At 58.6% G+C, this 19,776-nt stretch carries 21 protein-coding genes; 9 read left to right on the plus strand and 12 right to left on the minus strand.

Annotated features, from left to right (window positions below; translation table 11 throughout):
- Window positions 1-10: 10 nt before the first annotated feature.
- Window positions 11-970 (minus strand): ubiquinol oxidase subunit II, encoded by a 960-nt coding sequence (locus ACQAYK_RS08670; protein WP_483167498.1) that lies wholly within the window; start codon window positions 968-970, stop codon window positions 11-13.
- A 501-nt stretch (window positions 971-1,471) separates the two neighbouring features.
- On the opposite strand from ACQAYK_RS08670, the gene ACQAYK_RS08675 reads away from it, so the two are divergent.
- Genes ACQAYK_RS08675 through pdxH form a run of 3 tightly spaced genes read left to right on the plus strand, consistent with a single transcriptional unit; the run spans window position 1,472 to window position 3,541 of the window.
- Window positions 1,472-2,221, plus strand: a complete 750-nt coding sequence (locus tag ACQAYK_RS08675) for a DJ-1/PfpI family protein (RefSeq protein WP_483167499.1) — start codon at window positions 1,472-1,474, stop codon at window positions 2,219-2,221.
- Entirely contained in the window at window positions 2,211-2,879 is a 669-nt protein-coding gene (gene rpiA, locus ACQAYK_RS08680) for a ribose-5-phosphate isomerase RpiA (RefSeq protein ID WP_215873204.1), read from the plus strand. The genes ACQAYK_RS08675 and rpiA overlap by 11 nt, the downstream gene beginning before the upstream one ends.
- Before the next feature lie 14 nt (window positions 2,880-2,893).
- Window positions 2,894-3,541 (plus strand): pyridoxamine 5'-phosphate oxidase, encoded by a 648-nt coding sequence (gene pdxH / locus ACQAYK_RS08685; RefSeq protein WP_483167500.1) that lies wholly within the window; start codon window positions 2,894-2,896, stop codon window positions 3,539-3,541.
- 8 nt (window positions 3,542-3,549) lie between these two features.
- Here pdxH and ACQAYK_RS08690 read toward each other — a convergent pair whose 3' ends face one another.
- The 4 genes from ACQAYK_RS08690 to leuC are packed head-to-tail and all read right to left on the minus strand — an operon-like array spanning window position 3,550 to window position 6,031.
- Window positions 3,550-3,852 carry a hypothetical protein gene (locus ACQAYK_RS08690; RefSeq protein ID WP_215873202.1) on the minus strand — a complete coding sequence of 101 codons (303 nt, stop codon included), beginning with the start codon at window positions 3,850-3,852 and terminating at the stop codon, window positions 3,550-3,552.
- Window positions 3,845-4,474, minus strand: coding sequence for a 3-isopropylmalate dehydratase small subunit (leuD, locus tag ACQAYK_RS08695; RefSeq protein ID WP_483167501.1), 630 nt, complete (start codon window positions 4,472-4,474; stop codon window positions 3,845-3,847). The genes ACQAYK_RS08690 and leuD overlap by 8 nt, the downstream gene beginning before the upstream one ends.
- A gap of 1 nt (window position 4,475) precedes the next feature.
- Window positions 4,476-4,625 carry a hypothetical protein gene (locus ACQAYK_RS08700; protein ID WP_215873200.1) on the minus strand — a complete coding sequence of 50 codons (150 nt, stop codon included), beginning with the start codon at window positions 4,623-4,625 and terminating at the stop codon, window positions 4,476-4,478.
- The gene (gene leuC, locus ACQAYK_RS08705) at window positions 4,622-6,031 is read right to left on the minus strand and encodes a 3-isopropylmalate dehydratase large subunit (protein WP_483167502.1); all 1,410 of its coding nucleotides are present in this window, start codon (window positions 6,029-6,031) and stop codon (window positions 4,622-4,624) included. The genes ACQAYK_RS08700 and leuC overlap by 4 nt, the downstream gene beginning before the upstream one ends.
- A gap of 184 nt (window positions 6,032-6,215) precedes the next feature.
- Here leuC and pmbA point away from each other — a divergent pair, with 184 nt between their 5' ends.
- Window positions 6,216-7,553 (plus strand): metalloprotease PmbA, encoded by a 1,338-nt coding sequence (gene pmbA, locus ACQAYK_RS08710; protein ID WP_483167503.1) that lies wholly within the window; start codon window positions 6,216-6,218, stop codon window positions 7,551-7,553.
- 6 nt (window positions 7,554-7,559) lie between these two features.
- Window positions 7,560-8,930, plus strand: a complete 1,371-nt coding sequence (locus ACQAYK_RS08715; protein WP_255789679.1) for an APC family permease — start codon at window positions 7,560-7,562, stop codon at window positions 8,928-8,930.
- Between the two features lie 9 nt (window positions 8,931-8,939).
- On the opposite strand, the gene ACQAYK_RS08720 is transcribed toward ACQAYK_RS08715, so the two are convergent.
- From ACQAYK_RS08720 to ACQAYK_RS08740, 5 genes are all read right to left on the minus strand, one after another.
- Window positions 8,940-9,284, minus strand: a complete 345-nt coding sequence (locus ACQAYK_RS08720) for a P-II family nitrogen regulator (RefSeq protein WP_215873197.1) — start codon at window positions 9,282-9,284, stop codon at window positions 8,940-8,942.
- Window positions 9,284-10,003: a type 1 glutamine amidotransferase gene (locus ACQAYK_RS08725; RefSeq protein WP_215873196.1), complete on the minus strand. Its 720-nt coding sequence runs from the start codon at window positions 10,001-10,003 to the stop codon at window positions 9,284-9,286. Before ACQAYK_RS08725 ends, ACQAYK_RS08720 begins: the two co-directional genes overlap by 1 nt.
- Before the next feature lie 74 nt (window positions 10,004-10,077).
- Window positions 10,078-11,382 carry an ammonium transporter gene (locus ACQAYK_RS08730; protein WP_215873195.1) on the minus strand — a complete coding sequence of 435 codons (1,305 nt, stop codon included), beginning with the start codon at window positions 11,380-11,382 and terminating at the stop codon, window positions 10,078-10,080.
- 55 nt (window positions 11,383-11,437) lie between these two features.
- Window positions 11,438-11,776 (minus strand): P-II family nitrogen regulator, encoded by a 339-nt coding sequence (gene glnK, locus ACQAYK_RS08735; RefSeq protein WP_215873194.1) that lies wholly within the window; start codon window positions 11,774-11,776, stop codon window positions 11,438-11,440.
- 24 nt (window positions 11,777-11,800) lie between these two features.
- A complete protein-coding gene (locus tag ACQAYK_RS08740) occupies window positions 11,801-12,955 on the minus strand; it encodes an outer membrane beta-barrel protein (RefSeq protein ID WP_215873193.1) in 1,155 nt (384 codons plus the stop codon).
- A gap of 278 nt (window positions 12,956-13,233) precedes the next feature.
- Between ACQAYK_RS08740 and glnA the strand changes: the two genes are divergently transcribed.
- The 3 genes from glnA to ACQAYK_RS08755 all read left to right on the plus strand — a co-directional run bounded on the left by glnA (window position 13,234) and on the right by ACQAYK_RS08755 (window position 15,910).
- Complete coding sequence (glnA, locus tag ACQAYK_RS08745) at window positions 13,234-14,640, plus strand: type I glutamate--ammonia ligase (protein WP_483167504.1); 1,407 nt, start codon at window positions 13,234-13,236, stop codon at window positions 14,638-14,640.
- Window positions 14,567-15,693 (plus strand): IS3 family transposase gene (locus ACQAYK_RS08750; RefSeq protein WP_483167505.1). Its coding sequence is split into 2 segments (ribosomal slippage): window positions 14,567-14,833 and window positions 14,836-15,693, totalling 1,125 coding nucleotides; the frame shifts between segments, so codons are not numbered across the junction. The genes glnA and ACQAYK_RS08750 overlap by 74 nt, the downstream gene beginning before the upstream one ends.
- 94 nt (window positions 15,694-15,787) lie before the next feature.
- Complete coding sequence (locus ACQAYK_RS08755; RefSeq protein WP_483167506.1) at window positions 15,788-15,910, plus strand: hypothetical protein; 123 nt, start codon at window positions 15,788-15,790, stop codon at window positions 15,908-15,910.
- 61 nt (window positions 15,911-15,971) lie between these two features.
- Here the strand turns inward: ACQAYK_RS08755 and ntrC are convergent, their stop codons facing one another.
- Complete coding sequence (ntrC, locus tag ACQAYK_RS08760) at window positions 15,972-17,420, minus strand: nitrogen regulation protein NR(I) (RefSeq protein WP_215870849.1); 1,449 nt, start codon at window positions 17,418-17,420, stop codon at window positions 15,972-15,974.
- Window positions 17,417-18,508 (minus strand): nitrogen regulation protein NR(II), encoded by a 1,092-nt coding sequence (gene glnL, locus ACQAYK_RS08765; protein ID WP_255789682.1) that lies wholly within the window; start codon window positions 18,506-18,508, stop codon window positions 17,417-17,419. The genes ntrC and glnL overlap by 4 nt, the downstream gene beginning before the upstream one ends.
- Window positions 18,509-18,793: 285 nt before the next feature.
- Between glnL and ACQAYK_RS08770 the strand changes: the two genes are divergently transcribed.
- A complete protein-coding gene (locus ACQAYK_RS08770) occupies window positions 18,794-19,762 on the plus strand; it encodes a PDC sensor domain-containing protein (protein ID WP_215870847.1) in 969 nt (322 codons plus the stop codon).
- The last annotated feature ends 14 nt before the right edge of the window (window positions 19,763-19,776 follow it).

Consider the following 19,776-nt stretch of genomic DNA (forward strand, 5'->3'; position numbering starts at 1 on the left):
TCCTTTTTTCCTAGTCGCGATGCTCAGCGGCTTGCTTTTGCATGTAAGCCACCATGTTTTCGGTCATTGCCGGCGGCAACGGCCAAGTCTTGCCATGCATCACTTCCATCATCAGATGGTCAAAGATTCCACTCTCCACGTTAGAGAAATAGACCACGCGATGATTGACATTGATGTAGGGCTCGGCAAAGCGATTGAAGCTGGCGTAGGTCATAGTCTTCGGCGAAGTCTGTACTTTGCTCACCCAATTCTGGAAATCCTCCTTGCTGACCATCTTGGTCGGAAAGGTCATCCAGGAGGTACCCGCACCCGCATAGTCCGAAGCAATTCCCTGATAAACGCCGATGCGATCACTTTCCAGCGCATTCTTGGTGCGCATGCCAGGCATCACGTCGATCATGCCGACGAGCTGCGGAATGAAGAAGCCCGAGGTAACCGCCGTAGAGGTGAGGCGGAAAAAGACTGGCGTATGCACCGGCAACACCAATTCATTGGCCACCGCCATATGATATTGCGGATAGATGAATAACCACTGCCAGTCCGTGGCGATAACGTCCACATGTACCGGATCACCCTTGGGTGCCATGTGCTTAGTAATGACGGTAGGATTATAGGGATTGATTTCGAAGGTACCTTTGACGGCAAAGTATGCCAGGAAACCGACCGCAATGATCGGAATACCCCAAACCAGAACCTCAAGCGTATTAGAATGAGACCAATGGGCATCGTACTTGCCACGATTCTTGCCCTTGGAATATTTCCACATGAACCAGATCACCAGCAGCGCCGTAATACCAACAATGGCACCCATGATGACGACATCGATGATCATGTAATGTAGGTTGGTATCGGCCATCGTACCTTTCGGATCAAAGATCCAGAAAATACCGGCATTGGCAAGGCCAGCCCATGCGGCTGCCAGTGTGCCACCTCCCCATAACGCCAGTCGTTTTGCTTGCTTTTTGAACATAACCACTTTCTCCCTGACGGATTCCTAGTTCCGTATCGTTTTGCCGCCGCGGTATCCTGCAGCAACCCATCCGCGGGTCGAGGCACTCCCTTTAATGCCCTACCCGCTGAGCCAAACCAGAAAACACAGTACGGACCGACAGGGAGCTTGGCCCCCGCAGCAAGTCAGCACCATATTCATACAACATTATATTTTTACAGAACTCTTCTTTTCGGGCACTACGTTATTCCACTAAAAACGACGAAGCAATAGAAAAGGCCTTCAAATATTTTTGGGTACATGCAATATCGATTAGCGCGCTGAATTTACAAAAACCATCATATAATTATGTTAGCGTTTTCTTATATTTAATTTTCCTAAATAATCAAAAGCGATAGACCAGAAGAAAGGCACCAAGATAAACTCTGTCTTTACATCTATGTTTACAGTATTCGCGACAGTAAAGACAAAAACTACAACTTTGTTTTTTTATTGGAGAACATTTTCTGCTATTCTCTGCATATGTTGCCAAGCCAACCTTTCCTCGCTTTCCTCCTCAGCAGCGCGCAGGTTCTCCGCCTGCGGGATGGCGACACCGTTGCGACAGGCGTCTGGGCGGAAGAACTGCTTCTCCCCTGGCAAGAATTCCGCAGGGCGGGTTGGCCTATCGTGTTTCTGAGCCCGGATGGCAGGCCGGCGCAAATCGATCCGCAGAGCCTACTACTCGAAAATCTTTCTGGTGACCAGAACAAACAAAGGCATCTGGAGCGCGAATCCGCTCGGCTGCCGCTTTCCGACATACTCTCCGCTACCCACATTTTTCCGCTACTGGCGGCCCTGCGCGGCGTTTTTGTTCCGGGTGGCAATGCTCCGCTGATGGACTTTCCCGATTCGGCTGCCGTAGGACAATTGCTGAGCGAATGCCGGCAGCGGAAAATCCCCGTTGCCACTCTCTGCCACGGCAGCGCCGCCCTTCTCGCCCGCCCGGATCCTGCTCAAGATCGCCCTTTTGCCAGCTTTCAGGTAAGCTGTTTCCAGAAGCTCGAGGAAGAGCAGACCAGTCTCGCGGGGCGTTGGCCGTTTCATCTGGAAGAAGAGTTGCGCAGCTGCGGATTCCAGGTGACAGCGGGAACACCGTGGCACGCGCAGGTCGTCCGCGATCGCGATCTGTTCAGCGGCCAGAATCCCGCCTCTGCTCTCCCTCTGGCGCAGGCGTTGTTGGCACGTCTGGAGGAAAATCGTCGTCATAGGGGAAGCAAACATGGATACTGATGCATTAAAGCGTATGGCTGCTGAGGCAGCGCTGGATTACATTCAGCCAGGAATGGTCGTCGGAGTCGGCACCGGTTCCACCAGCAATCACTTTATCGACGCCCTCGGTCGGGCAAAAATTTCCGTTGAAGGCTACGTACCCTCCAGCATAGGCACTGCCGAGCGGCTCAAGTCGCTAGGTCTGCGCGTTCTGGATCTCAACGACACTGGCGACATCCCGGTCTACGTCGACGGCGCCGACGAAATCGATCCGCACTTTCGCCTCATCAAAGGGGGTGGTGGCGCTCTCACCCGCGAAAAGATCGTTGCCTCGGCGGCCCGGCGCTTCGTCTGCATCGCCGATCACTCCAAAGACCATGCAAAACTCGGTAGCTTCCCGTTGCCGGTCGAGGTCCTGCCCTTCGCTCGCAGCTTTGTTGCGCGGCAACTGGTAAAATTGGGTGGCAATCCGAGCCTGCGCAACAGCTTCACCAGCGACAACGGCAATGTCATCCTCGATGTGGTCGGCCTCGATCTCAGCGACCCAGTGGCCATGGAGAGCAAGATCAACAGCATTCCGGGTGTACTCGACAATGGCATTTTTGCCCTGCGTCGCGCCGACGTGGTCCTGCTCGGCAGCCCCGAGGGCGTCATCCGCCGCAGTAACGCGCCCCAGTAAGGATCTGACCAGCAGTGGAAGGGGAAATCGACCATCGCGCCACGCGACGGGATTTTCGCGCCGGCACGCTGGCGCGGACGGATCTCGATGCCGATCCCTGGGTGCAGATGCAACGCTGGCTAGAGGAAGCAGAACGGGCTGGAAACTTTGACCCTACCGCCATGGCCCTGGCTACTGCCGATGGCGGTGGATTCCCTAACGTGCGCTATGTGCTTCTCAAGCATTTTGACGCTCGCGGCGTCTGCTGGTACACCGATAGCCGTAGCCAAAAAGGGCAGGAATTGGCCGCCAATGCCCGCGCGGCCCTGGCCTTCTACTGGCCAGAGCTCGACCGGCAGCTACGGCTGCAGGGGGAGGTCTCTCTGCTACCCGAGAGTGATGCAGAAAGTTATTTCCGGCAGCGGCCCATCGGTAGTCGCCTGGCTGCCGCCGCATCGGAACAGAGTCGGGAAATTCTCGATCGCGCCCATCTGGAAGCAAGAGTGGCGGAGCTCGCGGCCCGCCATCCTGACGGCGATGTACCGCGCAATCCTGCCTGGCGCGGCTACCGTCTGGCACCACAGCGCTTCGAGTTCTGGCAAGGGCGCAGCAGCCGGCTCCATGACCGCTTTGTCTACACCCACAACGAAGAGGGTTGGCGCATCACCCGCCTGATGCCCTGAGTGAACTCTCAAAAACCTTCTATGCGCGCCTCGTAGTCGAGCACGATCAGGCGAAATAGGTCGTCTCCCAGCTGCACGTGGGCGGTCTGCGGGCCGCCAATCCGGATGGAATTCGCCCCCGCCATACTCAATCCCAGGGGCTGAAAATGATCCTGTTCGATGAGCTCATGCAAGAGCTTGCGCAGCTCCGCTTCCACTACCGTCCCCGTATTATCCACGACGCGGCAGGGCTTTCCGCGCCGCGTCTGTCCTTCGACGATGCGGGCATGCGGCGAAAGCGGTGGCAGCCCGGAATCCTGCTGCTCATCCATGTTGCACCTCCCGAAAGAGCCAGGGCATCTGGCGACGGCGCTCCGCCTCGTAGGCGCGGATGACGTCGGCGTGCGCCAGAGTCATCTGAATGTCGTCGAGACCGTTGAGCAGCTTGTGTTTCGCTCCCGGGGCAATATCGAAGGCATAGCGCCGACCATCGGCGCTGCGCAGCTCCTGTGCGGCGAGATCGATGTGCACCTGCAGGGGTGCAGCCCGCGCGGCAAGGAACAGTGCGTCGATCGTTTCTTGCGGCAGCGTGATCAGCAAGATGCCATTCTGCACACAGTTGTTGGCGAAGATATCGGCAAAACTCGGCGCAATGACCGCACGGATACCGTAGTCGGCAAGTGCCCAGGGAGCATGCTCGCGACTCGATCCACAACCAAAATTCTGCTGTGCCAGAAGGACCTGTGCCCCCTGCAAATCGACTCGGTTGAGCACGAAATCCGGATTGGGATCGGTCAAATCGCCAGCGCGATAGCGCCAGTCGAAAAACAGGAACTTGCCCAGTCCCTGGCGCTCAATGGTCTTGAGAAACTGCTTGGGGATGATGGCATCGGTATCGACATTGGCGCGATCCAGAGGGATCACCGCCGAATCGAGGGTGGTAAAGGCTTGCATCTCAGGATTTCTCCATGCGCTTGAGGACGACATATTCAACGGCTGCCAGTTGATTGGACGCAGCGCGACTGGCGGCAAGCGCGCCCAGCTCCGTCAGACCGCAACTGAATAAGAGTAGCGCCACCCGTAGAAAAAAGAGGCGAGCGCTCATCCGTGCCACCGCCGAAGATCAACAAAATGACCGGCTATGGCTGCCGCAGCGGCCATGGCCGGGCTGACCAGATGCGTGCGGCCACCGGCGCCCTGCCGCCCCTCGAAATTGCGGTTGGAGGTGGCGGCACAGCGCTCGCCGGGCTCGAGGCGATCGGCATTCATCGCCAGGCACATCGAGCAACCTGGTTCCCGCCATTCAAAACCCGCATCCCGAAAGATCTGGTCGAGCCCCTCGCTCTCTGCCTGCGCTTTGACCAGGCCTGAACCGGGCACCACCAGGACGGCCTTCACCGAGTCCGCCTTGCGCTTGCCACGCACGATCTCGGCGGCGGTGCGCAGATCCTCGATTCGGGCATTGGTACAGGAGCCGATGAAAACCTTGTCGACTGCAATCTCACTGATTGGAGTGCCCGCCTGCAGCCCCATGTACTCCAGGGCGCGCGTCCACGCCTCCCGGCGCACGCTATCAGGCGCAGCGGCCGGGTCAGGAACCTTCGCGTCGACGGACAGGACCATCTCAGGGCTCGTCCCCCAGGTCACCTGGGGCAGCAATTGGCTGGCGTCGATGCGAATCTCCCGGTCGAACTGGGCATCACTATCACTGTGCAGGGTCTTCCAGAACGCTACCGCCCGCTCCCAGTCATCGCCCCGCGGGGCGTGCGGCCGTCCCTGCAGATAGGCAAAGGTTTTGGCATCGGGGGCTACCATACCGGATCGTGCACCCGCTTCGATAGCCATGTTGCAGACCGTCATCCGCCCTTCGACACTCAGCGCCTCGATCCCCGGCCCGGCAAACTCGATGGCGTGGCCGGTACCGCCGGCGGTGCCGATCTGCCCGATGATGGCAAGGACGAGATCCTTGGCCGTCACTCCCTGCGGCAAGGTGCCCTCGACCCAGACTCGCATGTTTTTGGACTTGCGTGCCCACAGGCACTGCGTCGCGAGAACATGCTCGACCTCGGTCGTGCCGATACCGAAGGCAAGCGCGCCAAGGGCGCCGTGGGTGGCAGTGTGCGAATCCCCGCACACCACGGTCATGCCGGGCAGAGTCAGCCCCTGCTCCGGCGCAATCACATGGACGATCCCCTGCCGCCGGTCGAGCATACCGTACTCTTCCACCCCAAATTCGACACAGTTGCGGTCCAGGGTCTCGACCTGCAGGCGCGAGGTGGCGTCGGCGATGCCGGCAGCACGATCCGTAGTCGGCACATTGTGATCCGCGGTGGCGATATTCGCATCCACCCGCCATAGCTTGCGTCCGGCTGCGCGCAGGCCGGAGAAGGCTTGCGGACTGGTCACCTCGTGCAACAGATGGCGGTCGATATAGAGCAACGTGCGACCATCCTCCTCGCTGAGAATGCGATGCTGCTCCCAGAGCTTGTCGTACAGGGTCTGTGCGGTCATGAGTTCTGCACCTGTGGTAAAAACGCCCTTATCCTACTCTTTTAACGATAGCTGGGAAACGTCGGCCGAGACGTCGGCCGAGACGCCCAGCCGGAGACGGTAGACCCCGAGGACAGGCAACTACCTTCCCCCTTGGGGCAGGTAGCGGGTAGTATGGTGGCTTGGCAAGTAAAGGTGGCACAGCATGAGCTCAGAAAAATCGCGCGAAGAACAGGAACTGACCCGGGTAGCCCAGCAATGCCTGGAACTTGCCAAGGCGCGGGGTGCCAGCGCGACGGAGGTCGGCGCAAGCTCCGGTAAGGGCCTGTCGCTCACCGTGCGGCTAGGAGAGGTAGAGTCGGTAGAGTACCACCGGGACAAGAGTGTGGGCGTAACTGTATATCTCGGTGAATGTAAGGGTTCTGCTTCAAGCTCTGATTTTTCCACCCAGGCGTTGACGGAGACGGTGGAAGCGGCGCTCAACATTGCCCGACACACCGCACCGGATCCTTTTTCGGGTCTCGCGGATGCCGACCTGCTCGCCAAGGAATTTCCCGATCTGGACCTGTATCACCCCTGGGACGTCGATCCCGATACGGCAGCGGAAATTGCTCGCCAATGCGAAGCGGCCGCGCGCAGCGCCGACCCACGCATTCACAATTCGGAGGGCGGCAGCATCAGCACCGGGGAGGGAATGAGTGTCTCCGCCAACAGTCTCGGCTTTGTCGGCGTCAGCCGGGGGTCTCGCCACAGCCTTTCCTGCTCGGTAATTGCCGAGGATGAACAGGGCATGCAAAGGGACTATTGGTACGATGTGGCCCGACGACACGAGGATCTCGCCAGCCCAGAGGAGATTGGCCGAATCTGTGCCGAACGCACTCTGCGCCGTCTTGGGGCACGAAAAATTGGTACCTGCACGGTGCCGGTTCTCTTCGAGAACCAGGTGGCATCCAGTCTGCTTGGGCACTTCGCGCAGGCCATCAGCGGGGGCAGTCTCTATCGCAAGGCCAGTTTTCTGCAGGACAGTCTCGGGCAGACGATCTTTCCCCCGCATATACGGATCTACGAGGAGCCTCTGCGACGGCGGGGTTTGGCCAGTGCCAGCTTTGATGGCGATGGGGTTGCGACCCACAATCGGGACTTGATCCACGACGGCGTCTTGCAGTCCTACCTGCTCGACGTATACAGCGCCCGCAAGCTGGGACTGCAAAGCACGGGCAATGCGGGCGGTGCCCACAACCTCACCCTCGCTCCCGGTAGCGAGGACTTTGCGGCACTCCTGCAGCAGATGGGACGCGGTCTGCTGGTAACGGAGCTGATCGGCTTTGGCGTCAATGGGGTGACAGGGGACTATTCCCGCGGCGCTGCCGGCTTTTGGGTGGAAAATGGAGAGATCCAGTATCCTGTCGAGGAAATCACCATTGCCGGCCATCTGCGAGAGATGTTTGCGGGCTTCGTCGCCGTCGGCAGCGATCTGCTGATTCATGGTGGCACGGGCAGCCCATCCATCCTTATCGACAAGATGACCGTCGCCGGCAACTGATCCCACGTGCTAACGCCTTCTCAGCGGGTCAGCACCCGCGAGGTCTGGGGGCATGCGGTGGCCAACATCACCCCTTCGGCCATGCCGGCGGTGACCATTGCCCTGGTCGCCGCCCATGGTGGCGCCTTCACTTGGCTTGCTTACGCCCTGGTGGGTATGGTGATGTGGCTGGTGGCGATTCAGCTTGGCATTCTGGCACGCCACTTTCCTTCGCCGGGATCGCTGTTTTTTTATCTGGCGCAGGCTCTGCATCCGGTAGCGGGCTTGGTCGCCGGGATTACCATGATTTTCGGATACGGTGGCGCCTTGCTCGGTGCACCACTACTCTGTGGCCTGTTTGCCAATACTGCTCTGCATGCCATCTGGCCGACAGCCCCCAATCTTCTCGACCTCTTCGCCCTCGCGACCTTGGCCATTGCCTTTTCCCTGGCCCGCCGCGGGGTGGAAATATCGGCGCGCTGGGGGCTCTGGGTGGAATGGTTCTCCCTCGCCGGCATCCTGCTCATCGCCATTCTCACCCTGCGCCATTTTGGCATCAGTGACCCGCAGCAATGGCACTTTTCCCACCTGCACACTCCCTCCTTGCTCAGCGCCCTGGTCCTATCCCTGCTTGCCTACGGCGGCTTCGAGACCGCCGGCAATCTGGCCGCGGAGGCCGAGCATCCACGCGCCATACCGGGCATCATGCGCTGGGCGGTGATTCTGGTCGCCATCTTTTTTGTCTTTCTGGCCTATACGGAAACCCTGGCCTTTCACGCACTGGGGCAACCCCTGGGAAATGCCTCGACCCCGTTGAACGCCATCGCCACCGCGATGGGGGAATCCTGGCTCGGAGTGCTCGTCGATCTGGCTATGGCCAGCGCTGCCTTTTCGGCAAGCATCGCCACCTTCAATAGTATCTCGCGCATCCTTCTGAGCATGGCCGAGCATCGCGTTCTGCCGCAGATGCTGGCGCAGCGACATCCTGCTTATGGCACCCCGATTCGTGCGTTGCAGGTCCTTGCCATCCTGGTCCTGGCGAGCATTTTGTTGTTCTGGCTGACCCATAGTTCGGTGCTCGACTTGATCGACATCTTCGGCACCTTTACCGCGCTCGGTTTTGTCTTGCTCTATGCGTTGAGCAATCTGGCGGCGCTGCGCTACCTTTTTCGCAGCGGCGCCGGGCTGCGCTGGATCAGCTTACTGATCACCCTGATCAGTCTGCCTTTGCTCGGAGCGGTCTTTTACGGGACGGTGGTACCCTTCCCCGGCGGCAGCATTGGCGCGACGGTTATCGTCTTTTTGCTGATGCTTGCAGCGACCAGCAGCGTGGGACTGTATTGGGCTCGCTTTCAGCCGGAGCGGCTGCAGGCCATCGTCAGCAAGCAACTATCGTGAAGTAACGACTTAACTACCGTCTTCTTCGCGAATGGAGACGACCTGCAAGACTGGCTCCAGCCAGATCTTGCCATCCCCCATTTCGCCAGTAGCGGCGTTGCTGGTCACCAAGGCCACTACGCGATCGGCATCGTCGGCCGCGACGATGGTTTCGATCTGTACCTTGGGATGACTGGCAGACTGATACCAGGCGCCACTACGCAGGGTGGAGTAGCCGCGCTGCTGCCCAACACCTTCCACCTCGCTCACCGTTACCCCACCTACCCCCAGTTCCGCGAGACCGTCGCAGATCTGATCCATGCGCTGCGGGCGAACGATTGCCGTAACTCGTATCCAGGATATTGCGTTGGCCATCAACCTAGTCTCTTGATCTGCGCTAGCCAAGGACGGTACAGCGCCGCAGCGGTGGCCGCAAGCCTCGCCGCTTTGGCGTCGAGATCAGCGAGCATCTCGGCAGCAGTTTGTAGGTACCTACCCTCCTCTGCCGGCCCAGCGGAATTGCTATCTACCCACCGACGTACCTGCGCTGCCGTCACCTCAGGATGCGCCTGTAGCGCCAGAATCCGATCACCCAGTGCAAATGCCTGTACTTGGGTCGCAGCGTTGTACGCGAGTACCTGCGCATCTGGCGGGAGCGTCGCGCAATGCTCACCATGCCAGTGAAACAGGGGGAACTCGGCAGGCAGTTCTGGCCACAGAGCATGACCGGCCTTCGACAAGCGCACCGGCCACCAGCCAAGCTCTTGCCCGGAGGGGCTGCGTTCCACACTGCCCCCCAAGGCCACGCTGATGAGCTGCGCACCCAAACAATGCCCCAGGATCGGAAACTGTTCTGCCGCAGCCGAGCGAATCAAGGCCTTCTCGGCGCGCAACCAGGGGTATTCCGCTTCATCGTGCACGCTCATGGGACCACCCATGACGATCAGGGCCACATACGACGCCAGGCTGCTAGGCACACGGTCGCCCCGCTCCAGCGCGCGCAGGTCCGTTGCATAGCCAAGGCTCGCAAGGAGCGGAGCCAGGCTACCCAACCCTTCGTCTGGGTGATGTTGCAAAACCAATATCGTCGCCATCAAAAGTCCTCCTGCCCCAAAAGCAAACGGCGACCCGAGGGCCGCCGCTGCTGAACAGCTACCGCACGACCAGATCAGTCACCCAAGACCGGGTGCCTCTCGCCTTCGCCGTAGAACGCGTAGGCTTCCTCTCCATGCACCGCATCATCACCAATCAACAATTCCTCTTCGCTCATGCGCAACGGCGTTACCAAGCTGATCAGCTTGAGCAGAATAAAGGTAACCACGATATTGAGGCCAATGATGAAGGCGGCTCCAATGATCTGCAACCAGACCTGATGCCAATTGCCAGCAATGGCACCGCCAGGATTGGAGAGACCAAACGCTGCGCAACCCTCTTTGGTAGCGAGCAAGCCAGTCATGATGCCACCCAGCACACCTGCCACCGCATGCGTGTGAAAGACGCCTAGGGTATCATCCACCTTGCGGAACAGGGCGGTCTTGCCGACGATATTCATGCTGATCCAAGGGATGATGCCAGAGGCAATACCAATGGCGATCGCGCCCCAGCCATCCACCACACCCGCCGCCGGGGTGATGGCCACCAAGCCGGTGATCATACCCTGCACAGCCCCGATCACCGATGGCTTCTTGAAGTAGAAGATGTCCATCATCGTCCAGACAATCACGCTGACTGCCGTAGTGAGATTGGTGTTCAGCACTGCCGCACCGGCATCACGACTGGCAGCATAGGGATCACCGCCGTTGAAGCCGTTCCATCCCAGCCACAAAAGGCCTGCGCCAACGAGCATCAAGAGCACATTGTTGGGCTGGAAATTCTCGCGATCACGAGCCAGACGAGGACCGATCACGGCGGCACCGACAAAGCCGGCAATACCCGCCGATAAATGGATCACGTAGCCACCGGAGTAGTCGATCACGCCCAAGGTGGAAAGAAAACCGCCGCCCCAAAGACTGAACGCGCCAACGGTGTACGAGAAGGTCAACCATAGCGGCACAAACAGCATCCACGCCTTGAAGCTCATGCGTCCCAGAAAGGCACCCGCCATAATGACCAAAGTGATGGCCGCGAAGACGAACTGGAAATATACCATCGTCGACATCGGGAAATTGGCGGTGGTATTCGATGTCGGCAGCAATGCCTGGGTCAATTCATCCTGCATGCTGATGATGGGATGGGGCAGACCGACGAAGGGGAACCATTCGTGACCAAAACCCATGTTATAGGCCCAGAGAACCCAGGCGATGAGCACCGCCGCGAAGGCGTAGAAGGCCATGAAAGCAGAGTTGATGGCCCATTTCTTTTTGACGATGCCGCCATAGAGGACAACGAGACCGGGGACGCTTTGCAAGCCAACGATAGTTGCTGCCGTTAGCTGCCACGCGTTGTCGCCGGTATTCAGCCAGGACACAGACATAAAACTTCTCCTTTGTAACGGTGTTTTGAAACGATACGTTTATCAGTACGCCGGACTAGAGGGCCTCATCGCCACTCTCGCCGGTGCGGATGCGAATAGCCTGGACTACTTCGGAGATAAAAATCTTTCCATCGCCGATTTTGCCCGTTTTCGCACCTTTGGAGATTGCTTCTATCGCGATATCGAGGAACTCGTCCTTGATTACCGTCTCGATTTTAACCTTGGGCAAAAAGTCCACCACATATTCGGCACCACGATACAGTTCCGTGTGGCCTTTTTGCCGCCCAAATCCTTTGACTTCCGTTACCGTCAGGCCCTGAATGCCGACTTCCGAGAGCGCCTCCCGTACGTCATCCAGTTTGAACGGCTTGATGATTGCCGTAACCAGTTTCATACTTCTACCCCCTTGTGATTGCCATCAGAAAAGAAAGCCGGTCTCGACCATCCCGCGCACCTGATTGGTCGCCAGACTATTCTGGCCTGCAAATCCGGTACCCGCAGGGGTTGAGGCGGTAACGTAGGAGAGTTCCGCACGGGCGAAGAAATCCCCCGATTGATAAGTGGGGGTTACCGTTAGTGACCAGGCATGGGAGTCGTCAGGAAGATCAGTCAGCGAGGAAGCAACGCTTTCCAGACCTTCTCCCGGCACGCCGCCCACATCAAGGTATTCCACCCGGCCAGCCAGGGAGATATCGGAATCTACGGCATAGTTCACCAGCAGCGATCCACCGTAGTTGTCAAAGCTCTTGTCGATTCTCAAACGCGCCGACTTAGGCGTGGTCATGTACTGAAAATATGGTTCGACAGTCCACGGTCCGGAACTGTACGTGTACATCAGACCGTAGATTTGGCTGACCGTACCGTAAGCGCTATAGGCAGCGATGTTGGGCGCTGATTCTCGCACTTTTCCGAGTGGACCGTCGGCATAAAATGCCAAGGTATTGGCGCTGTTGATGGTATAGGTCAGCAATCCACTTAGAACATTATAGCGGTTGGAATAATAACCATCGTTCCACGATAGAGAAGCACTCAGCGGGCCTGCACTGGCATTGAATTGAATGCCGCGGCTGACAATCGGCTCCATATCCCAAAGCAATCCGCGTTCGATATTGATATTCTGATAAGTAAAGCCGCCCTCGGCGCCAATCAGCGTGGGGAGCTTACCAATTTCTATCGAATAGTCACTGCTGGGCGCAATTTTCAGATAGGCAATGGGCAGGGCGCCGAAATCATTTATGGTACTAGTGGGATTAGCGCCGGTAAGGGTCGCTGCCAGGGTGGGAAAGCTGTAGACCCCCGCCTGGGCATAAAATTGCAACAGGCCCGAGCTCTTCTGCACAATTACCGAACCGTTGGTGATGGTAGCGCCCGCATACTTGGCCCCGAGGGTGCCAGCCCCTCCCTGCGGATTGTCCTGCCAGAAGGCCATTCCACTCGCTACGCCCTGCACCCCAATCTTGCCTAGGGGTCCAGCACTAACTTCGATGGGATTCGGCAGGGTCAAAGAAGCCTCAGCCATGGGAGCGGCTAGAGCGGCAACTACGGCAGCGGAGAGTATCCATGTTTTTTTCATTACGGTTGTCCTCGTAGGTGGTAAAAAAGCGAATGCCCTGTTGCAGAATCCGTGCCACCTTAGATAACTACATATACTTCATATAGTTACAAGAACACAAACGGCAGAATCGAGACAGAATTCTACCGTAATGCACTTTTATAGTGCATACGGAGCTTCCATCGCACTGCTTAGGTGCATCATTGGCGTCTACGCCCCCGGATTTACCGGCGATGTGGATGGCACATAACCTGCTTACCTATCGAGTGCGTTTCCTATAACAGGCAGGAGTGCAACAAATGGGTATGACCCCAGCAGAAGTTCTAACGCTGATCACCGAAAAAGATGTCAAGTTCATTGATTTTCGTTTTACCGACACCAAGGGCAAGGAACAGCACGTCTCGGTGCCGTCCCACACCATCGAAGAGAAGACCTTTATCGAAGGCAAGATGTTTGATGGTTCCTCCATTACCGGCTGGAAGGGCATTAACGAGTCCGACATGATCCTCATGCCCGAGGCGGGTTCGGCGGTACTCGATCCCTTCACCGACGAGGTCACCCTGATCATTCGTTGCGACGTGATCGAGCCTGCCACCGGCCAGGGCTATGAGCGCGATCCGCGCAGCCTGGCCAAGCGCGCCGAGGCGTATCTGAAGAGCACCGGCATTGCCGATACCGCCTACTTTGGGCCGGAGAATGAATTCTTCGTCTTCGATTCCGTCACCTGGCACATCGACATGAGTGGCTGCGGCTATAAGGTCGATGCCGAAGAGGCGGCCTGGAATTCCGGCAAGGAATACGAATCGGGCAACATGGGCCATCGTCCGGGCGTCAAGGGCGGCTACTTTCCGGTACCGCCGGTGGATTCGGCACAGGATCTGCGTTCGGCCATGTGTCTGGCCCTGGAGGAGATGGGCTTGACCGTCGAAGTGCACCATCACGAGGTGGCCACCGCCGGGCAGCATGAGATCGGCGTGGGCTTCAGCACCCTGACGCGCAAGGCCGATGAGGTGCAGATTCTCAAATACGTGGTGCACAACGTCGCGGCGGCCTATGGGCAGACCGCTACCTTCATGCCCAAGCCCATCGTCGGCGACAATGGCAGCGGCATGCACGTGCATCAGTCCCTGGCCAAGGATGGCAAGAACCTCTTCACCGGCGACGCCTATGGTGGTCTGTCGGAGCTGGCGCTGTACTACATCGGCGGCATCATCAAGCACGCCAAGGCCATCAACGCCCTGACCAACCCCAGCACCAACAGCTACAAGCGTCTGGTGCCCCACTTCGAGGCGCCGGTGCTGCTCGCCTACTCGGCCAAGAACCGTTCGGCCTCGATTCGTATCCCCTATGTCAGCAACCCCAAGGCGCGGCGCATCGAGGTGCGTTTCCCGGATTCCACCGCCAATCCCTATCTGGCCTTTGCGGCGATGATGATGGCGGGCCTGGATGGCATCCAGAATAAGATCCATCCCGGCGATGCCATGGACAAGAACCTCTATGATCTGCCCGCCGAAGAGCAGGAGAAGATCCCTGGCGTGGCGGCCTCGCTGGAAGAGGCCCTGCGCGCCCTGAAGTGGCCCCCGAAAGTTGGACAAGGGGTTAAGCTCTGGGCTTCAGGAAAGGAGTCGAGGGATGAAGGGAAAACGCAAGCAGTACAAGCCGGAATTCAAGGCGCAGGTAGCCCTGGCGGCCTTGCAGGGCGATAAGACGATGGCCGAGCTGGCGCAAGAATTTGGGGTACATCCCACCATGATCAATGCCTGGCGCCGGCAGCTGGTGGAGCATGCGGCCACGGCCTTTGAACGGGGAAAGTCCCGGACCGAGGAGCCCGTGGACGTGCAGGCTTTGTATCGGAAGATCGGACAGCTGGAGATGGAACGCGATTTTTTAGCCTCCAGGCCCGGTCTCATGTCCCGGATCGGGAAAGGCGCCAAATGATCGACCGGGCCCAAACCCCAGTTTCTGTGCAACGGCAATGCGCTCTTTTGGGCGTGCCCCGCAGTACGGTCTATTACCGCGCGCATCCTCGGCCGATGGGCGACGGGCTGTTGCGGGCGATCGATCGCCTCTACACCGCCTTTCCATTCATGGGTAGGCGGCAGATCCATCGGATGCTGAAAACAGAGAATGTCGTGGTCAACCGTAAAACGGTACACCGGGCCATGCGTATCCTCGACATTGCCGCGGTGGCGCCCGGACCACACACCAGCAAGCCCCACCCCCAGCACCCAAAATATCCTTATCTGTTGCGTGGCGTGACGGTGGACCGTCCCCACCAGGTCTGGTCCGCGGATGTGACCTATCTGCCCATGGCACGAGGATTTCAATACCTCATAGCCGTAGTGGACTGGTTCAGTCGTAAGGTGTTGTCCTGGCGGGTTTCCAACAGTCTTGATGCGGGTTTCTGCGTAGAGGCCCTGAAAGAGGCCATACGCCGCTATGGCACCCCCGAGATCTTCAACACGGATCAGGGCGCTCAGTTCACCGCGGAGTCCTTCCTCTCTGTACTCCGCCAGCACGGCATTCGAATCAGTATGGACGGCAAAGGCCGGGCCCTGGATAACGTCTTTGTCGAACGGCTTTGGCGCACCGTCAAATACGAGCACGTCTACCTGCGGCCAGCAGAAACTGGAACCGAGCTGAAAGCTGGCCTCAGGACCTACTTCGACTGGTATAATGCCGAAAGACCGCACTCCTCTCTGGGAGACAGAACACCCGATGTGGTCTATGCAGAAGGTTTACAAAGGCTGGTGGCCTGACCCGCCATGGAAACAGGTTCAGAGCTTAATCACTCCAGCAGGCTGTCCAATCCAGGGGGACCACCTCACCCTGGAGGCCGATCATGAGTTCCTGATGAAAGGTGGGGTCTTTACCCCGGAATGGCTGGAAGGCTACCTGGAAGTGAAGTGGGCCGAGGTCCAGGCCCTGCGCGTCACCACCCATCCCGTCGAATACCAGATGTACTATAGTCTTTGATTTGCGTTTCAACCTCCGTCGTCATTGGCCCGGGTTCGCCCGGGCTTTTTTGTGGACGGGGTTATTCCATACCGAGAGACCGCATCTTACGGGCGATGGTGTTGCGGCCCCAACCCAAACGCTCGGCTGCTAACTGTTTGTGGCCATGGCTGGCATCCAACGCCGCCTGCAGGAGTACCCGCTCAAAATCCGGCAATAGCGCGTCGAGTAAGGCGTTGTCGCCGTCCTGCAGGCGCGCCGCGGCTTCTTGGTGCAGCAAACTGCGCCAATCTCCGGAAACCGGCATTTCTCCGGCATCCGGCGTGGCGGAGTCGGACTCCCTGCTATCGCCTTGCCCACGCACGCTTTCCGCTGGCAATAATTCCGGTGGCAAATCGCTCAGTTCCACCCGCTGGCTAGGGGCCATCACGGTGATCCAGCGGCAGCTGTTTTCGAGCTGGCGCACATTGCCCGGCCAAGACCAGGCGGCCATCCGCGCCTCTGCCTCTGGGCTGAGTGTCTTGCCTTCCACCCCCAGGCTCTCCGCCGCCCGATGCAAAAAGAAACGCGCCAGACGCGGAATGTCAGAGCGACGCTCGCGCAGTGGCGGGATGTGAATGGAGATGACGTTGAGACGATGATAGAGGTCTTCGCGGAAACTGCCATCGCGCACCTTCGCCTGCAGATCCTGATGGGTTGCAGCGAGAATGCGGACATCGGCGCGAATGGGTGCATGCCCACCAACCCGATAGTAGGTACCGTCGGAAAGCACTCGCAACAAACGGGTCTGCAAGGCAGCGGGCATATCGCCAATCTCGTCCAAAAACAGGGTGCCACCCGCCGCCTGTTCAAAACGGCCTTTCCGTGCCTGCACCGCCCCGGTAAAGGCGCCTTTCTCATGGCCAAAGAGCTCGGACTCGAGCAGTTCGGCAGGGATTGCTGCCGTATTGATGGCGACGAAGGGGCCATCCACTCGGGGGCTGTGCCGGTGCAGGGCCCGGGCTACGAGTTCCTTGCCTGACCCAGATTCGCCCAGTATCAGGACGTTGATACTGGAGCGGGAGAGGCGCCCAATGGCACGGTAGACCTCTTGCATCGCCGGCGACTCGCCAATGATTTCCGTGTCCCGGCGGTCGAAGCCCGATTCCTCTTGGGCCGCCTGCTGACCTTCCACCGTGAGGGCACGTTGCACCAAAGACACGGCATCGTCGATGTCAAACGGCTTCGCCAGATACTCGAAAGCGCCCCCCTGAAAGGCGGCCACCGCGTTTTCCAGATCCGAGTGGGCAGTAATGATGATGACCGGCAGTTGCGGGTGACGCTGCTGGATTTCCCGCAAAAAACTCAATCCATCCAGGCCCGGCATGCGCAGGTCGCTGACCACCGCCCCCGGACGTTCCCGCCCCATAGCACGTAGCGCGAGATCGGCATCGGCAAAGCTGCGGACGGGAATCTCGGCCTTCTGCAGGGCCTTCTCCAGGACCCAGCGAATGGAAGGGTCATCATCGATCACCCAAACAGCAGAATTCATGAAAATCTCCCATCAGGCAGCGGCAGGCGCACAGAAAATACGGTATCTCCGGGTTGCGAACGACAATGAACCGTCCCCCCGTGGCTGCGCACGAGGTTCTGTACAATGGCCAGGCCCATCCCCATACCCTCCGCCCGACTGGTCACCAAGGGTAAAAAAATCCGCGGCAACAGGTCTTCCGGAATTCCCGGTCCGTCATCGCTGATATCCACCCGCAATACGAGACGATAGAGACGCTGTTGCAAATTCATGAAGCGCTCGACCCGCGTGCGGATCAGGATCGTCCCCTGTCCGGCCAATGCCTGGCGGGCATTGCGCAGGAGATTCAGAAACACCTGTACCAGCTGTTCGGGATCCGCCTCAAATTCGGGTATGGAGAGATCATAATCGAAACGCAAGGCGACGCCGGTTGGCAAATTGACTTGCAACAAGCGGCGTACATGCTCGAGGACTTCATGGATATTGACCATACGCCTTTGCGGCTGGGTTTTGTCCCCACGCAGCCGGTCGACCAGACGCCGTAGGCGATCCACTTCATGCAGGATGATGCGGGTATATTCTTGCAGCTCGGGGGAAGGCAGTTCACGCTCCAGGAGCTGTGCCGCACCCCGCAATCCGCCCAACGGATTTTTAATTTCATGGGCCAGACCAGCAAGCATTTCTTGCGCCGCCTCGAAGACCTTGTCCTGCATCTCCTCTTCCGCCCGGCGCAGGGACGCCTCGACCGGCCGCAGCTCCAGCACCCAAGAGCTGCCCGTGCTGAGCCCACTACACAGAAGGTCGACGACCGCCCGACTACCGTCGGCCACGCGCAGCGGCACGGCATGGCGACTTACCATCGTGCCGGCTCGCCGTGCGTCACTCAAAATGCTTTTTAGGCTTTCTCCTTCTGCGGTCGCGCAAAACGACTCCAGGGCTTTGCCGCGACTGACACTGGCGCTCACCCGCAGCAAATTCTCGGCGCTGGCATTGAGGTACTCCACCTCATCCTCTGCGGACAGCAGTAGTACAGCGGCGTCGAGTCCATCAAGAATCGCCATTGGTTCGGGGCTTGCAGTTTTTTTCTTCGAACGTTTGATCGGAATCACGAGAATGTCCCATGTCGTCTTTGCCGAGATAGTGCAAAGCCTATGCCAATAGAATTACCTTTTTTTGCACAGTTCCGTGGCAGCATCGCACCAGTATAGTGCAAAGCGGACGCACAAGGCAGGCTTTTCGAGCCGTCGGAGCAATAAAAAAGGCGGCCGGGGCCGCCGAGACATTCGAGGAGGAGTGACCATGACTATGATCATCCTGTATCTAGCACTAAGCGTGCCAAGTCTCGGCGCATTGCTTGCTTGGTCTGCAGGTGTCCTTGCATGGAGGTCCGGGCCATGAATCGCTTTGAGCAGTTCCACGAGTCACAGCGGGAGCTTCGCATGCTCATGGTTGGCGCAGTGGAAAGCGTTGCCAGTGCTCACTTGTTTCGACAGTCGGCTGCCGAACGAAGGCGAACCCTGGCGCAGGTCATGCGCAGCCATGGGTTCCTCGACCTTCTCTATCTGCTGGATGCGAAGGGCGTTCAACTCGGAGACAATGTCGTCTGTCGGCGCCTGCACAGTGCCCGGGGTGGCGACGGCATCGACCGCAGCCATCGTCCCTACTTCCGATCAGCGCGCAACGCCGGCGCGCCTATCGTTACAGAACCCTATCTTTCTTTGGCCACCAGCCGCTTCTGCGTCACGGTTGCCATCCCGATCTATCGCGATACAGGCGAGTTGTTGGGCGTGTTGGTAGGGGACAGCGAGCTCGATCGTGCGCTCTCACTATTACAGGAAGACGATACCCGACGCAGCTTCGAGCCCTTTTTTAAGGCGTTTTACGCACTCTTTTCGTGCGGCTTGCTACTCGTGAGTGCATCTTTGGGCATCCATGGCTTCGCCGCACTCCGCGGCCTATGGCACTGGCAAAATCCCTTGAGCGATTTCACTGCACCGTTTCAGGCCACCATCCTCTTCACCCTGGCGCTGGCCGTCTTTGACCTCGCCAAGACCATACTCGAAGAAGAAGTACTGTTACGCAAAGATGTACGCCGTCACAGCAGCACCCGTCGTACCCTGACGCGCTTTATAGCTGCCATTGCCATCGCAGTTTCCATCGAGGGGCTGATGCTGGTCTTCAAGTTTGCCCTGGACCATCCCCAAGAGCTCTGGCTGGCCGTTCTGCTATTGCTCGCTACCGCGATGCTGCTAGCAGCCTTGGCGGTCTATGTATATCTCGGTGCGAAGGCGGAACGAATCCTCACCGAACAACGGCGGCAAATCCTCCCTTCGAGCGACCCGGCGCCAGAGCACACAAAGTGATTACCACCTACCTG

This window comes from Acidithiobacillus sp. AC3, from assembly GCF_050261095.1.
Taxonomy (GTDB): Bacteria; Pseudomonadota; Gammaproteobacteria; order Acidithiobacillales; family Acidithiobacillaceae; genus Igneacidithiobacillus; species Igneacidithiobacillus copahuensis.

Excerpts from the sequence above, each read along its gene's own strand:
- ACQAYK_RS08670 (WP_483167498.1), bottom strand. The coding sequence starts at position 970 with ATGTTCAAAAAGCAAGCAAAACGACTGGCGTTATGGGGAGGTGGCACA.
- ACQAYK_RS08675 (WP_483167499.1), top strand. The coding sequence starts at position 1,472 with ATGTTGCCAAGCCAACCTTTCCTCGCTTTCCTCCTCAGCAGCGCGCAG.
- rpiA (WP_215873204.1), top strand. The coding sequence starts at position 2,211 with ATGGATACTGATGCATTAAAGCGTATGGCTGCTGAGGCAGCGCTGGAT.
- ACQAYK_RS08690 (WP_215873202.1), bottom strand. The coding sequence starts at position 3,852 with ATGGATGAGCAGCAGGATTCCGGGCTGCCACCGCTTTCGCCGCATGCC.
- leuD (WP_483167501.1), bottom strand. The coding sequence starts at position 4,474 with ATGCAAGCCTTTACCACCCTCGATTCGGCGGTGATCCCTCTGGATCGC.
- ACQAYK_RS08700 (WP_215873200.1), bottom strand. The coding sequence starts at position 4,625 with ATGAGCGCTCGCCTCTTTTTTCTACGGGTGGCGCTACTCTTATTCAGT.
- leuC (WP_483167502.1), bottom strand. The coding sequence starts at position 6,031 with ATGACCGCACAGACCCTGTACGACAAGCTCTGGGAGCAGCATCGCATT.
- pmbA (WP_483167503.1), top strand. The coding sequence starts at position 6,216 with ATGAGCTCAGAAAAATCGCGCGAAGAACAGGAACTGACCCGGGTAGCC.
- ACQAYK_RS08720 (WP_215873197.1), bottom strand. The coding sequence starts at position 9,284 with ATGGCCAACGCAATATCCTGGATACGAGTTACGGCAATCGTTCGCCCG.
- ACQAYK_RS08725 (WP_215873196.1), bottom strand. The coding sequence starts at position 10,003 with ATGGCGACGATATTGGTTTTGCAACATCACCCAGACGAAGGGTTGGGT.
- ACQAYK_RS08730 (WP_215873195.1), bottom strand. The coding sequence starts at position 11,382 with ATGTCTGTGTCCTGGCTGAATACCGGCGACAACGCGTGGCAGCTAACG.
- glnK (WP_215873194.1), bottom strand. The coding sequence starts at position 11,776 with ATGAAACTGGTTACGGCAATCATCAAGCCGTTCAAACTGGATGACGTA.
- ACQAYK_RS08740 (WP_215873193.1), bottom strand. The coding sequence starts at position 12,955 with ATGAAAAAAACATGGATACTCTCCGCTGCCGTAGTTGCCGCTCTAGCC.
- glnA (WP_483167504.1), top strand. The coding sequence starts at position 13,234 with ATGGGTATGACCCCAGCAGAAGTTCTAACGCTGATCACCGAAAAAGAT.
- ACQAYK_RS08755 (WP_483167506.1), top strand. The coding sequence starts at position 15,788 with ATGAAAGGTGGGGTCTTTACCCCGGAATGGCTGGAAGGCTACCTGGAA.
- ntrC (WP_215870849.1), bottom strand. The coding sequence starts at position 17,420 with ATGAATTCTGCTGTTTGGGTGATCGATGATGACCCTTCCATTCGCTGG.
- ACQAYK_RS08770 (WP_215870847.1), top strand. The coding sequence starts at position 18,794 with ATGAATCGCTTTGAGCAGTTCCACGAGTCACAGCGGGAGCTTCGCATG.